A 15,930-nucleotide genomic window follows, 5' to 3' on the forward strand; every position below is an offset into this window, starting at 1 on the left:
GCGTTCCAGACAACAGCGACTGCGGGTCGGCGCCAAGCGGGTCTCTCAGGCCGGCAATATAGAATTGGCCGCCGCGCATCTTTTGTTCTGCAACGATGATGCCAGGCTGGGTCTCCAGTCGCGACACATAGGCCTGCCAGCGCTGCCCGGATTGCCAGGAAAGAAAGAACCAACCGCCTGCCGGAATCAAAATCAGCAGGGCTGCAGCCACCACCAGCCACGGAAATCCCTGGTTTGATTCCTCCTGCTTCAGTTCAACGCAGGTCTGCAACTGCGCTTCTATGCCGGCCAACTGCGTACTGTCGCCGTCAAACTGCTCTAAAGCCTGCGAGCATTCATCATGGATGCGAAGCAATACATCGCGAACGATTTCATGCAATTCCTCTGGCGGATTTCCTCGGATCACCGAAACCAGGGTCGCAAACGGTCCAACTTCCGACCAGAGACGAAGGTCGCCAAAACGAATTGTGTCCAGGCCGCTCTGCTCTTTCTCGTTAAATGAATCTTTCACAAAATCTTGAATTGCACTGAGCATCGAAGAAATAAGTTGAGGATCTTCGCTAGTTGCATTATCGGCAGTTACATGCGCTATCAAAAGCCCGGAATTGCGGTTAATGAGAAAGACATGCTCCACACGATAGATAAGAGAATGCTTCAGAACAACTTCTGAGAAGCTAGCTCCAGTTCTCCACGATTCAAATCTCCACTTGAGCCCATGCCAGGTAAAGATATGTCTCAAAGTTTCATTCAACGACTGAAAGGTCTGGTCGATCTTTTCCCCGATCGACTTGCGAATTGCCGGCAGAAACACTGGGTATAAAATATCCGTCAGCGTGCGCGGGCTCTTCTGGATTGACCGTTGCACAGCCCTTTCAACAGCTGGCGCAAGGGCCTCGCCGAGTTGCGCATGAGGCGCTCGTGCGGCCGCACTGGAAAGAACGTCGCCCACGGCTGCCGCGAGCTGCTCCGGTTCGTCCAGCAGATGGGTAACTCGTGAAAGCTCTGAAATTTCGCGGCTGACCAGCAACTGGCGCAGCGTTTCCATGCGAGGATCGGCGGTTGGAACTCCGTCGAAACGCGCGCGGTAGTCCGGATCAACATTCCGGGCAATTTCGATCAAAAGGCGAGCCAGAGCCTCGCGATCAATCTCTGTATCGTTCGAGGCTGTTCTTTGCGGAAGGGTGATCGGGTCGACGGTTGACGTCAAGGTCCCATCAACTCACTTTCCAGCTACGGTCCGAGTTGCTCTTGCTGCCGACCGGGTCCTGGTTCAGACATTTTGCAACCTCGACAAACAGGCCAGCCAGAAGATTTCGGTCGGTCTTGACGTTGCTGAGGTCGGCAAACATTTTCTCTATCAGCAACTGAACGCCTTCATTCTTCTGCTTGATTTCCTCACGCAGCAAATGATCGTTTCGATTTATCCGGTCCGCAACGTCGCGCTCAAGCTCGCTCAATTGGTCCGACAACGCGCGCACCTGCTTTTCAAGTGCCTGGTTTTGCTCGCGAAGATTCCGGTCAATCTCCTTGTCGGCATCGGCTCGTGAATCTTTTTCGTTCCGCAATTGCCCCGCAAGCGAATCGATCTGCTTCTTTGCATTTGACTCGTACATTTCGAGATTGCGCTTGGCTTCCGATTCGACATCCTTGAAGCGCTGCAAGACCCGTTCTTCAAGCTTGGAAAAGCGGCGGTCATAGTCCTGCATCTGGTTGCCGAACAGCAGATCGCGTATCTTGTCGACACCTACAGCGTCGCCCGAGGCCCCGCCCTCGCGAGCCTGGCCCACCACGAAGTTCAGCCCGTTTCCCTCTGCATTACCGATCAGGTTTCCGTCCACTTTATTTGCCGAAGAAGCGGCATTCGAAGATTCCTTAGCCATCCAGACGCCCCATTGACCAGAACAAAACTTGAAAACGCGAAATCATGTCAGACAAATACCAGGTCTGCAAGCCGGAATCCCTTGGCGCAATCCGATTCGTGCGTCCCTTGTTCGTCTTTTGGGCAATGCACAACCTACGATTGAGTTCGCTCTTGGTACCTATTTTTGACTACGGAAATAGCCGGCAAATCCAATTGACCACTCGGCAATCTACGCCGAAATGAGTAGTGATACGTTATATGAAATGAGGTCGATATGAATTGCGACTAACCTATAGCTTCATTGAAATTCTATGAGCGCTTGCCTTAAGGCCCGTCTTCAAGGCTTTTTCGCGTGGCTCTAATTCGCCCCGATCTTGACAGAGCTGTGCTGCAGTTCGGCACCCATCGCGCGACCGACGGTCTGTCGAGCTCTGAGCTTGTCGCCGAACTCCTGCGCTCTCTTGTAGTTATTGAAAAGTGGACCCAACCACGACGTTCGCGGCAACCCTTCTCTGTCACCGACCGACGGCTTGGCAGGCTAAGGAGTGCGGCTATCGAACCGGCTTCGGCAGCAGACATGGGTCGGCGGACCGTGCGGGAGCATGGCGTTCCTGCCACAGGCACCACAACGATGCTGCGTGCAGACCTCGGTGTCGAGGGCGATGCAAATGTCTATCGCATCATGCGGGGATAGACGCGATTGCGTGCGCATCGCCGCAACTTACTGCTGCAAGGGTCTCTATTGGGCGACTTGGGACACTGCTGACATCAATTCCTGCGGGTTTGGCGCTCCAAACATGTATCGCCCACCCTCTGGAACCTCCGTGAAGCTCCACCGGACGATCCCCTGCCGGTCCAGCAGGAACTGACCTATCAATTGTCCGTGTCCCGTTGCCATCATCTGCTCGTCGGCTTCGGTCACTTCGTAATTGTCCTTCTTGCCGAGGAATTCGCTGGCCGCAAAAGGATCCATGGGACCGGGCAACTCGCCTGGTAAGTCGACCCGCATATCCTTCGCCATTGCCATCGAGACCTTGTACGGCCAGTTCGTCTCGTTTTCGGTGAATTCGAGATTGGGCAGTCCAAAAGCACGATGTGAAGCGCGTTCAGGATCGGAGGCCGCAAGCAGATTTGGCATCGGGTGGTAGCGGAAATAGAGACGCGCCCGTTCGATCGGCGTGTTGACCACCGTCAGGCTCTGCACGCCCTTTTCACGCAGTTCCGGATCAAGCCGCGCCTGGGCGGCGATATGGCGTCGGCAAAACGCACAATGCAGACCTCGAAACAGGCCAACCAGGACCGGTTTATGTCCGCGAAAGTCGTCAAGCGCGATCTTGCCTTCCTGGGAAATGGCGTCGAGTACCACGTTTGGCGCCCGGTCGCCCGGTTGAAGCGGTACCAAGTCACTGCGCGCGGACATTTCAACCTCCAACCCCGGCTAATCGAGAAAAGGCAGCACCACAAGCGTCTCCGGGTCGAGCCCGTGCTGGGCGCATACACCCTGCGCCAAGGAAAAGTAGCGTTCGGCCTCGGCCAGATTGTCGAGGTCGAGATTAAGCGTTGCAAGACCATCATAGCACGGAAACAGCAGTTGGGGTTCGGCCGTTTCGCGGGCTACCTCCAGTGCTTCGTTGAACAAGCCAACCGCCAGTTCCGGACGGCCGTTGCACTGGTGGATCTGCCCAAGCACGATCAACGGCACCGGCAGGTGCTCGCGCTGGTCGAGTGCCCGGTCGATCTCGATGGCCTTCTCGGCAGCAGGCACGCCCTCCGTTGGACAGCGATCCGTGAAGGTACAACAAGCGACCGCCAAATTGGCGAGGAGGCGCGCCTGAAAGCCCAGATCACCAATATGGCGCGCCACTTCAAGACCGCGCCGACAGACCTCCATCGCCCGTGCCGGATCGATGGTCGTGTAAAGCACACCGAGATTGGTGTAGCCGCGGCAGGCCGCGCCCAGCAGACCGGCGGCTTCGGCCAATTCAATGCTACGCTCAACCTGACGCACGGCTTCACGGTTTCGCCCAAGACGAGCCAACGCCACAGCCTTGGTATTGAGTGCCTCGGCGGTCACAAGAGTGGCACCACGCCCCACCTCGGAGACATGTTCCGTCGTCAGGGTGCCTACGCAATCCAGCGCTGCGTCTGCCCATTTTGCCGCGAGAGCATGATCTCCGCTACGGAATGCCTGTCGGCCACGTTCTTGCCAGAGATGCGCCTGCTCGACCGGGGCATCCGCTCCATCGAGGAGCGCTGCCGCTTCAGCATAGCGGGATTCTGCGTGGTCCCGCTTGCCGACGTCCCAGAGCAGCCGGCCGATCTTACGCAAAACTCGCGCTGAAGCGACACGATCGCCTGACTCGCGGTATGCCTGCAACACCGTGTCGTAGTGGCTGTGCGCGATCTCGCGGTGGCCTGCCGGGCCGCTCAGATCGGCAATGCACTCTTGAATTGCCAGTTTGAGCGGTGTTTGCCCGACCGCGCCCAACGCAGTCAGGGCTCGCTCGTAGAGACGAAGGGCGTCATCGTTGGCGTATATCATTCGAGCGCGATCGCCCGCTGCCTGCAGGTAATGCGCACCCTTCTCCCGTTCGGCGCTCTGTGCGAAATGATGACCGAGCACTGTCAAATCCTCGAGTCGTTCCGGCTTGTCGCCGCACATTTGCTCCAAGGCAGCGCCGACCCGCCCGTGAATGTCGGTGCGGCGTTGCAGGAGCAGATTCTGGTAGATCACGTCCTGCAGCAACGTTTGCGTAAAGCGGTAGCTTTGCGACGAGACCGAGCCTGATCCGGCAACTTCCTCGATGATTTCCGCATCGCATAGTATTTCGCAGGCGGCTTCTAGCCGGCCGGGGTCGGCTGTCACGGTTTTCAGAAGTGTGGCATCGAAGCGCGGGCCGATTACCGCGGCTTCCTGGGCCAATCGGCGCACCTCTTGGGGCAGCCGGTCGACGCGAGCAAGCAACATTGCCTGGATAGTGGCGGGAATGCCGGTTGCGACTTCGCCTGCCACAGTCCGCCATCGCTGGCCCTCGCGCATCAGTACACCGCGATCGATAAGGCCGCGAACGATCTCCTCTAGAAAAAGGGGGTTGCCGCCCGCGCGCTCGAGGATTTGCTCGAGAAGCCCGCCTGCAGAGTTTACCCAGCTCTCGCCGAAAAGCGCCGCCAGCAGGCTGCGGCCGTCATTCCTGTTAAGCGGCGAAAGTCTCAGCGCTGTATGACTGACCCGACTTGAGTCGAGCTGGCCGCTGTCCGGCGCCGGACGATGGGTGACCAGCAACATCAACCGCGTGCGTTCCAACCTGTCCATCACGAAACGTAGCGCCTCAAGCGACACAGCGTCGGCCCAGTGCAGGTCTTCGACGACAATCAACAGCGGTGACAGCGCAAGCCGCCGTTCGATGATCGTGCGGACTGCGTAGAGAATTTGCCGCCGCAACTGCTCGGGCTCGACATGCTGCAACGTGGCTTCGGGGTCGCCAAGGCCAAGCACATGGTAGAGCAGAGGCATCAATCGCTTTGCCTCGTCGCCCTGCAGGCCGAGATCGGTAAGCAAGGCTGCGAGCTTCTCCCGCATTTCGTCCCCATTGTCGTTTTGCATCATCCCGGCAGCGCTGCGCACCACCGCGCCCAAGGCGCCAAATGATTGTTCGCCCAGTGGTGAGCAGGTGGCCTGCCGCACAGCGACGTTGCGAAAACGATCCTCATCGCCGACGCGGGCGACGAACTCCTTCACCAGCCGCGATTTCCCGATACCGGCTTCTCCGACGAGGCGGACAAGTTGGGCCGAGCCGCCACACGCCTGGTCAAGGCTCGCCAGCATTCTATTGAGCTCCGCACCACGACCTATCATCGGCGCGCTGAGGCCGAGTGCCTCGAGCCCACGCGCTGCACGCGGCGCCGCTAGCGGGGCATCGAGTCGATGGACGAGCACACTGCCAGCCTTGCCGCGAAGCACGACATCACCCAGCGGCTCGTAAGAGAAGGCATGCCGCGTCAGCCTGTGAGTGAGCTCGCCTACCAGCACCTCACCCGGCGCGGCGAGCGATTGCAGGCGTTGCGCCGTATTCACCGTGTCGCCGGTAACCGAATAGGATTTGGCGGTGCCGATGCCCAATCCGCCAGTAACAACCGGACCCGTGTTAATGCCGATGTGGAGTAACAGAGGCGAGCCGAAGTGGGAGGTGCCTTCGCCCAACCGCGCCGTGCGGGCGATCATGTCAAGAGCGGCGCGAAGCGCACGCTCCGGATCGTCCTCATGCGCGACCGGCGCACCGAACAAAGCGAGCAGTGCATCGCCGATGAATTTGTCGACGAAACCACCAAAGTTTCGGACGGCCGCGGTCAATTCCTTGAACAGTTCGTTCTGCAGCGCTTGCATGACCTCGGGGTCGAGTTGCTCACTGAGTGTCGTGAAGCCGCAAAGGTCGGCGAACAGGACCGTTACCGTCCGGCGATCGGCGTCAGAGACGGGATGCAGCCCTTCTTCGCGTTCGATGTTCGCAAGAAGCGACGGAGTCCGAGAAGGCGGCACAATGGTCTGGCTTGGTGTCGGAGCAGGCCGTTCGACGGCTTTTGCGGACGCACCGACGCTTGCCCCACATTTCGGACAGAACTCGAAATCAGGTGCGCAGGGATAGCCGCAACTGGCGCAAAGCACGGGCTGGCGCCTGCCACACCTCGGACAGAAAGCGTAACCGCTCTCAACCTCGAAACCGCAGCCTGAGCAGTCCATAGAACAAGACCTCGCTAGGGACCGTGACGGTGTGATCTAGCTACGCACTTCACGGCCAGGGTATTCACAAGGATGAACCGATCGCCGTCGACCAGCAAGCGGCAGTGCAAAATGGGCATCGAGCGATCGGTGCGGGTCCTGGGGCAGAGCGCTGCCGATCCGGACGGCGCCGTGGCCATCGTTTGCGAAAGTTTCCTCTTGCCACCTGCTAGCGTTGAGATGAGGAGACGCGTGATCAAGGCCACTCATCCTGACTTTCAATATCGACCGCCATAACGGCAAGATCGCTGCCGTACCGGCATATAGAGTTTGACGCAAAGGCCACGTCACTGCCGGCAGCTGTCAGAGTATAGTCGGGATCGGCGAGGCTCGTTACACTTTTTTCGGCTTAAACAGTTGAAGATAGAAGGCGATCCCTACCATGGGCGATGCGCGCAAAGCCGCCGGTAGGTGTCACAGTCTTCCTACTCCGTTGTGCTGGCTTTTTTCCTGCGCCGATTGGTGTGCGACTGCGCGACAGCCATTTGCAACTCGGGTGTGACCTCCAATGGCGCATTCTCTGCCTCATGTGGGGTCTGCAGCCCCTGGATGTGGACGGTCGGGAATGGGAGCTCGATGCCCTGTTCCTTGAAGACTTGGCGCAGGCGCACATAGAATTTGCGTTTCATACCGAAGGCGCCTCCCGGTCTGGTCATGGCCTTGACCCTCAACACGATGCCGTATTCGCCGAACTCCTGCACACCCTGCATCTTGATTGGGTCGAGCACCCAGTTTTTGAACTCCGGATCTTCCGCCAGTTCGAGGCCGATGCGCTTGATCAGCTTGCGAGCGAAGTCGATATCGGTGTCATAGCCAACGGTGATGTTGAATTTGTCGATAACCCAGTCACGGCTCTGGTTCTGGACTGCCCCGAGTTCACCGAAAGGTATCGTGAACAGCGGGCCACGATGGTGGCGCAGCTTCACCGAGCGCAGCGAAAAACTTTCCACCGTCCCCTTGTAATTGCCCGAGGAAATATATTCGCCGACACGAAACGCATCATCGAGCAGAAAAAACACGCCTGAAATGACGTCCTTGACGACGGTTTGTGCGCCAAAGCCCACCGCGACGCCGACGACGCCAGCGCCAGCGATCAGCGGGCCGATCTGGATACCCATGGAGGCGAGCATCATCAGCACCGCCATCACAACGATCAATGCGAGCAGCATGTTCTGGAGGATCGGCAAGAGCGTGTTCAGCCGCGCCTGCTGCGGATCGAGGATCGGGACGTCCTCGTCGCTGATCACAGGGTGCGGTATTTCGATGCCCAGCTTCCGTTCGATCAAAGCCTTGATGATCGACCAGCCGAAATCGGCTGCGAGGGCAATGACCACGACATTGATCAAGCCTCGCAAAATGAACATCGTCGTCGTATCGCTGTCGCGCATCGATTGCATGTTCAGACCCCAGACACCCGCGAGAAAGTAAGCCGCCGCCAGGATCAAAATCATCCGGATTCCGCGATCGATGACAGCGATCGTCACCGCCGGGATCGTAGGCCGGCCGACATCTTCCGAACCCGGCCGCAGGACGAAATTAACCCCGCGCTGTGTCAGCACGATTGCGAACGGCAGGAAGAATGCGGCGAAGGTAAACCAGAAGTATATATAGAGCCCGGCTACACGCTGCAGGAACAGGACGACGAAATAAGCAGTCAACAACCATGTCACTTCCGTGTGACCGCTGTGGCGCACACCGTCTCGCTGCGTTCTTGGCCGACGCCAGATGGCAAGCAGCAACAGCAGCAGCAGCACGAAATCGGCGCCCAGTGACAGGACCATCATTCCGTCCTGATCGATGCCGAGACCCGGCAAGAGGATAAACGCGGCGCCGAAAAAGGCGAAGACGCCGACGATCCGGGGCAGCCAATAGGACCAATGGTCCGCCACTACGTTGGTGATCGGCAAACCCCGAACCTCGACGGCGTTCTCGACGTTCATGAAGGAAGGGACGAGCATGGCCATGACGTACATGCGCACACCCCATGTGAGGACCGCCGCCATCAGGAATGTCAATACAATCTCGCGGATAAGCATCGGCCAGTCGAACAACATAAACGCGCCGGCGCTGCCCAGTGCGAAAGAGACAATCAGCATGCTGGAATAAAGCGCGCGACCACCAATCTTCTTGGCTCGCCCGATTGGCGTATCCTTCGGTTGCACGATAATCCAAAGACGAAATGGACGTGTGACTTTATACGTTGCCCAAGTGAGCGCCAGGCCGGCAGCAATGAACATCGCAATCAGCATAAATACGCTTGCGGACCCCTTGCTGGACATGTCCTGCATCGTCTCTGCGCGTACGCGCGCGAACTGGCCTGGCAGCAGGGGCAAGGTTCGCACGATTCGTTCGATATGGTGCCTGACCCGATCGAGCGTCGAGGATGCCATCGTATTCATCTGGCCCGGTGCGGCCACGGCGCCGGACGATGCGTCGGTCGGCGAAGCCCCTGCCTCGGCAGGCGTGCCCGTCGATCCGGCGTCCTGATTTCGTTGTTCAGCCACCCAGGCCTTCACTGTTGGATCGTCGAGAAGCTCGAACAGCTGTTTGACCCTTTCAGGCGGGACGGTCGCCGGCGCCTGCGCCTGTGCCTGGCCAGCCAACAAGAGGGCGATCCCAAAGACGAGCGGCCTGGCAACCAGGACCAGCATCGCCGTCAGGTACCCGAGACGCTGCGCCGGGCGCGCCAGGTTCGTGGCTCCCGATCGTCCAATCATGAGTGGCACCGTGCTGTTAACCTTCTGGTCAAAATCGACAAGCGACGACATTATGTCCGTTGTTGCCCTACCTTGGAGAAACAGATGTTGAGGTGCAAGACTTCATCGTTGCGAGCTAGACCGACGCCCGGCACCAGGATCCCAAGCCTATACCACGAGGGCATGAGCGCTTGCCATTCAGCCCTGTCTTCAAGCGTTTTTGCCTGCCCTAATTCGCCCCGATCTTGACAGAGCGGTGCTGCCATCCGATGCCGTCATCCGTTTTTGACATTCGCCGACTGTTGCCGAAGAAAACGAAAGCTCGATGATCCAGGACAATGCTACTGCGGCCGGTGTGGTCTCGATTTTCGATGCCGAGCAAACCATCGGCGCAACGCTTGCCAGCATCCGCCGGCAGACCTACCACGTACTGGGCATAGTCGCGGTAGAAGAGGGGTCGACGGACGGATCGGCGTTGAACAGCGTCCCTGACGACCGCTTCCTTTGGCAGGCAATCGCCGGCTATGTCTCCGGACTTTTGTTCTGCCTTCGAACCAGGCGCGGGTAAGACGGCGTGGCGCATAATCCTTTGGTTTCAATCGTGGTTCCTGCGCACAATGCGGAGGTGACGCTGGCGCGCGCACTCGATTGCCTTCTCGATCAGGAAATATTGGATTGGGAGGCAATCATCATCGACGACGCCTCCACGGACAGCACCCCTGCCATCATCGCCGGTTATGTGGAGCACGATGCCCGATTTCGGACGTTGAGGTCTTGCGCGTATAGCGCCGCCGGCGCGCGCAACAGCGGGATTTCGAGAGCGCGCGGCCACTGGCTCATGTTTCTGGATGCTGACGATTGGGTGGATGCCAGCTTCCTTGCAAAAATGCTGGCCGCACTGAAAACCGCGCCCGATGCAGTGGCCGCCTATTGCGGTTCTCGGCGCGTGATGCCCGATGGCGAACTCACTCCTTCGAGCATTTCAACGGAGGTTGCGATCCAGCCCTTCGAAACATTCGCCCGCCGGTGTGCCATTCGCACTCACGCGCTTCTGGTCGATCGGGAGGCAATTGTCGAGTTGGGCGGTTTCGATGTGTCGCTGCGCACCTGCGAGGACTGGGATCTGTGGCAGCGCCTCGCACGTCTAGGCAAAAATTGGGTGATGGTCGACGAGCCGCTCGCTTACTGTCGGATCAGCCCCAACGCGCTCTCCCGCAATTCGACACAGATGATGCTAGATGCGGAAATCGTGATCGCCCGCGGCTTTTCTGCTGATCCCAGGGTCAAACACCCAGCACCGGCACACGCCAATGGAGCGATCTCGGCGAACGGCAGCACCGCTTCCGAAGCACTCGCGTGGTTCGCGTTGTGGAACGCCGCGTCGGATTGCGGCCGCGGCTGGCACTCGATCAACCCGCAGTCCCTGCGCGCGCTCCCGGCAGGACGTAAGTGGGCGCGTGAGATCGCCACGGTGGTCTTCGATGGCCTTATGGTTGGAAGCCTTTCGGTGCCAGCGCAATTGGCTGCCAGTTGGGACAGGTTCGGCGGCTCCCTCACCGAGTTGATCATCGAACTCGGCAAGGTCTGGGACAATCCCGGCGCCGCTCGCCGCGTCCAGTATCACCTCGAGCAAATGCTTCTCGACGTCGACGATCTTGCCGCGCCGCGCAGACTGGCGCGGACACTCGGAATTCGTGTCGACGCTCGAAATCCGACCTCGATCGACCTTCCGGAAGGAATCGATCAAATCTACGCCTATCTGATGATCGATGGCCAGATCGAGGCTGTCGTGCAGTTCGGCGTACTCGGGACAGTGACCGGGGATCATTGGATTGAATTGATCCTGGATATCGTGCCCCCTGAGCGGCTTGTAGACAGTGCCGCAAGGCTTTCGAGACGATCGCCTGTACCGCAAAAGGGCGCTGGTGCCGACACGTCAAACGCGCTTGCAGCCGAGGCATTGTTGTCCGCAGCCGAACGTCGGCCCGATCCGGACAGCCACTTCGGCAAACTCGCCCAATTGGCCGCTGAAGCGCGGGAGCTGGTTCGATCAAGCGCCGAACCTGCACCACCTCCTGCAACGCCGCGCCGAGCACGGACCGCGGACAGGAGTGATCGCACGGCGTTCTGGGACAGCTATTTCGCGACCGAGGACCCGTGGAAGTACGGCTCGCTCTATGAGCAGGAAAAATATCAGCGGCAGCTCGAAATCCTGCCTGCTGGTCCCATCGGACGGGCGCTTGAGCTGGCCTGCGCGGAGGGCCACTTCACGCGGCAGCTGGCGCCGCGTGTGGGCCATCTGACTGCAACTGACATCTCCGCCATAGCCATCGAGCGGGCCCGTGCGCGATGCAGCGATCAGCCGAACATTGAATTCGGCGTACTGGATTTCTCCGCCGACGCGCTGCCGGATGGGATGGATCTGATCTTCTGTTCGGAGGTGCTCTACTACCTGGATGATCTCGCCGAGTTGCGGCGCATCGCCAAAAAATTCGCTGGGGCGTTGGCGCCTGGCGGCAGTTTCATCAGCGCACACGCATTCGTGCTGCGTGACAATCCTGAAAGGACGGGCTTCGACTGGAACACATTCGGTGCGCAAGCGATCTCGGAGACGCTGGCGGCGACCGAAGGCCTCGTCCTTGAGCAATCGATCCAGACCGAGCTCTACCGCATAGACCGCTTCCGCCGCCTGTCGCCGGACGATGTGGCGACGGAACCGGTGATCGATCATGTGCCAATCCGCGCGCCCATCGAAATCGGGGTCGCGCGAAATATCGTCTGGGGCGGGGCGCGGGCCTTGCGCCGCGACGTCGCGCGTAGCGAGCGGCGGCAGCGTATCCCTGTCCTGATGTATCACAGCATCGCCGATGATGGCCCGGCCGCGCTGGCCCGTTTTCGGCTCACGCCCGCCGCATTCGCCAGCCAGATGGCGTGGCTGCGCGCCAATGGTTTTCACGCGATTGGGTCCGAGCAGTTGGAACAGTCAATCGCCAACCGTCACCCTTTCGTTGGCCGCCCGGTGCTCATCACTTTCGACGACGGCTTCCAGAACTTTGCCGACCATGCCTGGCCGATCTTGCGCGCTAACGATCTGACCGCGGAAGTGTTCCTGGTGACGGATCTGGTGGGCGAAAGTGCAAAGTGGGACGCCGATATCGGTCCGCCGACGCGGCTTATGGACGCCGGGACGGTGCGACGCCTCTCCGCCGAAGGTGCGTTTTTCGGAAGCCATCTGGCGACGCATCGCGCGATCGATGGCCTGCCGAGCTGTGACCTGGCCGCCGAGCTCCTGCGCTCTCGTATGTTCATCGAACGTTGGACCGGTCGGCCAACCACGGCGTTCGCGGCACCCTTCTCCGTCACCGACCGACGGCTCGGACGGCTTGCCAAGGAGTGCGGCTATCGGATCGGCTTCGGCGGTAGACATGGGCCGGCGGACCTCGATTGCGATCCCATCGACCTTCCACGCATCGAGATTCGCGGGGATCGCTCGCTCGATGACTTTGTCGCCATTGTCGAGGCGGTGCTCGAATGAAGCGGTCGGTCGCTCACCGATAGTCGCCGTCGATTACCATTGTGCACCAACCTGGAAAGAGGCCTTAAGTGAGGCTCAGGTCCCCTTGATCACTGCTTGGCCGATCTTGCGCCATCGGGCGTTTTCGCGAACCAATCTCAGGTCGTCGGTCGTCTCGGCAAATGTGCGCGATCGGTATTGCCGGAGCAGGTCCGGGAAGAGCGCCCCTTCCGGCAGGCCGGCAAGCTGCTCGCGGACCGAGATCTTTTCATCGATGACCCGCATGCCCCAGGCATTTTCCCGAACCTGCAGCTCCGCAGCCAAATCGTGCTCTTCCGGCGCGTTTTCGTCCAGCGCAGCCAGCAGAATCGAGTGGAAAAGCGCTACATAGCCAATCTGTCTCAGGCCGCCCACAACCCGGACGCGCGGCAATATGGCAAGGACGAGGAACGTCAGGAACAAGTTCGGCAGCAGCACGCCGTCCAACAGCGCCTGCCTGAGATGCGGCCGCTCGAACGGGATGGAAAGACCATGCGGCCTGTCAGGCTCGATCAGACGCCCGTTCTCAAGGACCAGCTTGCGCACGCGCTCCTCGCGGATGCCCCAGAAATGGGCCGTGGCATTAGGCAGGAATCTGCCAAATGGGCTCGATTCGGCCTCTTGCATGGCACGTTCGAGACGCTGCCGCCTTGCGGGCTCAATGAGCAGCTTGGAAAGAAGGCTGCCGTCATGTTCTAGATGCCGCGCCATGGCAGAAGCGGCGAGCCGATCATCGATGAAAACCGGCAGGGCCATGCCGGAACGATCCCAATCGGCGACCAGATCCTCGTTGAGGGCTGTCAGCGCATCGGCGGCTGTTCCAAACACCTTGTCCTGGCTGGCAAGCAATGTGCCCAGCCAGCGGCTGGCATCCGTTTCATCGCCCACCGCTTCGAGCGCGCGCTTGTTGAGGGAGACGGGACCGGCCACGCAGGCGCTTTTGCGGCACAGTTTGTGGCGCCCCATGCCAAACAGGTTGACCTTGTCGTCACCGACATCCAGCCATCCTGGCCCCTCCCGGCCAATTGTCTCCATGGTCATCGTCGTTCCCATGAAACCGAAGAAGGCCGACAGCCCGTTTTCGACCGCGCCGAGCCAGGCAAGCAGGAGGGCATCGAAGGTAATCCTGTCCATCAGAAGCAGGCAGTGCAGGCCGGACTGAATCACCGGTCTGTCCTCGAACTCGTCGAGGGCCTTACCGATCTCTTCAGGCTGCATGATCACGCCAAGGCGCTGATGCAGGACTTCGCGCAGGATCGAGCGGGCAGCGATCGCCGGGGCCGATGCAGGCCTTGCCACCGGCCGCCACAGATGGCGGGCGTAATCGGAAACCGGCGCATTCCAGTTCTGCTCGATGTCACGCACGACTTCCGGGCAGAGTAGCGACAGCACAGCCAGAATTTCCACCGGAGGCGTAGCGGTTGGGTCAAAGACGGCAGTCATCAGAACCGCAGCCGGGCCATGCTCAGGAGGTCGTGGTACTGCCCGTCGGTAAAACCGGCCTTCACATGCCGGCCTTCGACCTCGAAACCGTGGCTTGTATAGAGGCGAATGGCTGGTTCGTTGTCGGCATAGACGGTCAACTCGACCCGCTTCAGGGCCCGCCAGTTGTCGGCCACGTCAAGCAGCGCGCCAAGTATGGCAGAGCCGATGCCCTTGCCGACAAAGGCATCGTCAAGGCCGATATTGATCTCGCCGATATGCGAACGGCGCGGCGAACCCTGCACGACCAGGCTGCCATGGCCGACGACCTTGCCGTCCAACTCCGCAACGATCCAGGTGGTTTCCTGGCCGGACTTGGCGATGCGTCGCTCTACCTGCTCGACCATCTCGAAGGGCATCCTGAGCGTGCCCCAGCGGAAGCCCGGCATGTTGAAGATAGCGCAAAGCGCCTCAGCATCGCTTGGCCGGACGGATCGGAGCTGCGGCTGGATTTTGTCGGAAGATGGCGAGGTCGTACTGGTCATGGCGTTCCCGGCGAAGGCAATCGGCCCGGCACGATGCACCGGACGTCATCTGGAAATCCAGCCTTCTCTGCAACCTATGATGCCGATTGCGAGCCAAAATACCGGGAGGCGGCGTAGAGTTTGAAGGCGCCGCTGATCCCGATCCAGCCGAAAAGGGCGAGCCAGAACAATGTCCCGGTCGCCGTCCAGTCGATCCGGTGCACCGCCGCGTCGGTGATGACGAGGCCAAGGATGGCAAGCAGGCCAACCAGAAACTGCGCCAAGCCGAGCACCAGCAGTTCCTCGGGCGGCGCGCTTTTCCAGACGAGATATGTGCCGCCCGCACCGGCGAGGAAGATGGCGCTGTAGACCTGAGCGTGGAAGGCATCGACCGGCCAGGGCCAGATGCTGTTGAATGTCAGGGGAAACAGCAACAGGCCGACGCCATAGAGCCCGAGGACCGCCGATTCCATCCGCATGTAGCCGCGCCATGCGGGGTTTAAGATCGCGCCTTTTGCAGAAGGACGGGCCCTTGCCCGCCACAGGAACAGCCCGGATACCGCGACCGAAGCAAGATAGACCAAAAACCAGAGCCAGGGCGCTTTGCGCTCGAAGTTGAAATAGCCGAGATTGATGAACGAAGCCACCGAGACGATGACGGTGAAGATGAAGGCCATGACGAGCACGAGCCTGCCGGGCGACCAGCGATTCCAGAACAGCAGCGCCGCCATCACGACCATTTCGGCGGTGTAGAAGCCGCCGAGAAAGCGGGCATTGAACGGCGTGACGGCCCAAGGCCAGCGCGGCTTGACCAGCACAGGCGCAAAAAACAGGCCAGCGCCCACGATCAGGACGATGATGACCGCCGCGGAGAACAGGCGCAGGGCCGCGGGAAATGGCGGGTTGTTGGATGTCGGCATGGGAGAAAGCCCCAAAGATGAATGCCCGTGAACCACCATAGTGCCGCTTGCCGCCGATGAAAATCCGCCGAATGGAAATTGAACTGCCACCAGGGCTTATCCATTCGATAGCCGTACGGTCCGTTTCGAAGTAAGATTGAGCACTTGGACCAAAGACCGGTCCGGTCAACACGCCCC

The 15,930-nt window shown here is 59.9% G+C and carries 9 protein-coding genes and 1 pseudogene; 2 read left to right on the forward strand and 8 right to left on the reverse strand.

From position 1 onward, the window contains the following. The 5 genes and pseudogenes from X744_RS143890 to X744_RS143870 form a co-directional block, all read right to left on the reverse strand. A pseudogene (locus X744_RS143890) lies at positions 1 to 1,207 on the reverse strand (OmpA family protein); the annotation flags it as partial. A 7-nt stretch (positions 1,208 to 1,214) separates the two neighbouring features. Further along, positions 1,215 to 1,880, reverse strand: a complete 666-nt coding sequence (locus X744_RS143885; RefSeq protein ID WP_023762156.1) for a hypothetical protein — start codon at positions 1,878 to 1,880, stop codon at positions 1,215 to 1,217. A gap of 720 nt (positions 1,881 to 2,600) precedes the next feature. Further along, a complete protein-coding gene (locus tag X744_RS143880) occupies positions 2,601 to 3,281 on the reverse strand; it encodes a redoxin domain-containing protein (protein WP_023762157.1) in 681 nt (226 codons plus the stop codon). 18 nt (positions 3,282 to 3,299) lie between these two features. Then, positions 3,300 to 6,599 (reverse strand): adenylate/guanylate cyclase domain-containing protein, encoded by a 3,300-nt coding sequence (locus tag X744_RS143875; RefSeq protein WP_031261055.1) that lies wholly within the window; start codon positions 6,597 to 6,599, stop codon positions 3,300 to 3,302. A 464-nt stretch (positions 6,600 to 7,063) separates the two neighbouring features. Continuing rightward, a complete protein-coding gene (locus X744_RS143870; protein WP_023762159.1) occupies positions 7,064 to 9,406 on the reverse strand; it encodes a mechanosensitive ion channel family protein in 2,343 nt (780 codons plus the stop codon). Positions 9,407 to 9,659: 253 nt separating this feature from the next. On the opposite strand from X744_RS143870, the gene X744_RS143865 reads away from it, so the two are divergent. After that, a complete protein-coding gene (locus tag X744_RS143865) occupies positions 9,660 to 9,902 on the forward strand; it encodes a glycosyltransferase family A protein (protein WP_023762160.1) in 243 nt (80 codons plus the stop codon). Between the two features lie 6 nt (positions 9,903 to 9,908). Next, a complete protein-coding gene (locus tag X744_RS143860) occupies positions 9,909 to 12,869 on the forward strand; it encodes a trifunctional glycosyltransferase/class I SAM-dependent methyltransferase/polysaccharide deacetylase (RefSeq protein ID WP_023762161.1) in 2,961 nt (986 codons plus the stop codon). Positions 12,870 to 12,944: 75 nt separating this feature from the next. Here the strand turns inward: X744_RS143860 and X744_RS143855 are convergent, their stop codons facing one another. From X744_RS143855 to X744_RS143845, 3 genes are all read right to left on the reverse strand, one after another. Next, entirely contained in the window at positions 12,945 to 14,330 is a 1,386-nt protein-coding gene (locus X744_RS143855; protein WP_023762162.1) for a hypothetical protein, read from the reverse strand. Next, a complete protein-coding gene (locus X744_RS143850; RefSeq protein WP_031261059.1) occupies positions 14,330 to 14,854 on the reverse strand; it encodes a GNAT family N-acetyltransferase in 525 nt (174 codons plus the stop codon). The genes X744_RS143855 and X744_RS143850 overlap by 1 nt, the downstream gene beginning before the upstream one ends. A gap of 74 nt (positions 14,855 to 14,928) precedes the next feature. Beyond that, on the reverse strand, positions 14,929 to 15,753 hold the full coding sequence (locus X744_RS143845) for a hypothetical protein (RefSeq protein ID WP_023762164.1): 825 nt from the start codon (positions 15,751 to 15,753) through the stop codon (positions 14,929 to 14,931). Positions 15,754 to 15,930 lie beyond the last annotated feature (177 nt).

Origin of the sequence: Mesorhizobium sp. LNHC252B00 (assembly GCF_000502955.1) — a bacterium.
Taxonomy (GTDB): domain Bacteria; phylum Pseudomonadota; class Alphaproteobacteria; order Rhizobiales; family Rhizobiaceae; genus Mesorhizobium.

Bases quoted from the DNA above. Each gene is read 5' to 3' on its own strand.
- X744_RS143885 (WP_023762156.1), bottom strand. From the start codon at position 1,880: ATGGCTAAGGAATCTTCGAATGCCGCTTCTTCGGCAAATAAAGTGGAC.
- X744_RS143880 (WP_023762157.1), bottom strand. From the start codon at position 3,281: ATGTCCGCGCGCAGTGACTTGGTACCGCTTCAACCGGGCGACCGGGCG.
- X744_RS143875 (WP_031261055.1), bottom strand. From the start codon at position 6,599: ATGGACTGCTCAGGCTGCGGTTTCGAGGTTGAGAGCGGTTACGCTTTC.
- X744_RS143870 (WP_023762159.1), bottom strand. From the start codon at position 9,406: ATGTCGTCGCTTGTCGATTTTGACCAGAAGGTTAACAGCACGGTGCCA.
- X744_RS143865 (WP_023762160.1), top strand. From the start codon at position 9,660: ATGATCCAGGACAATGCTACTGCGGCCGGTGTGGTCTCGATTTTCGAT.
- X744_RS143855 (WP_023762162.1), bottom strand. From the start codon at position 14,330: ATGACTGCCGTCTTTGACCCAACCGCTACGCCTCCGGTGGAAATTCTG.
- X744_RS143850 (WP_031261059.1), bottom strand. From the start codon at position 14,854: ATGACCAGTACGACCTCGCCATCTTCCGACAAAATCCAGCCGCAGCTC.
- X744_RS143845 (WP_023762164.1), bottom strand. From the start codon at position 15,753: ATGCCGACATCCAACAACCCGCCATTTCCCGCGGCCCTGCGCCTGTTC.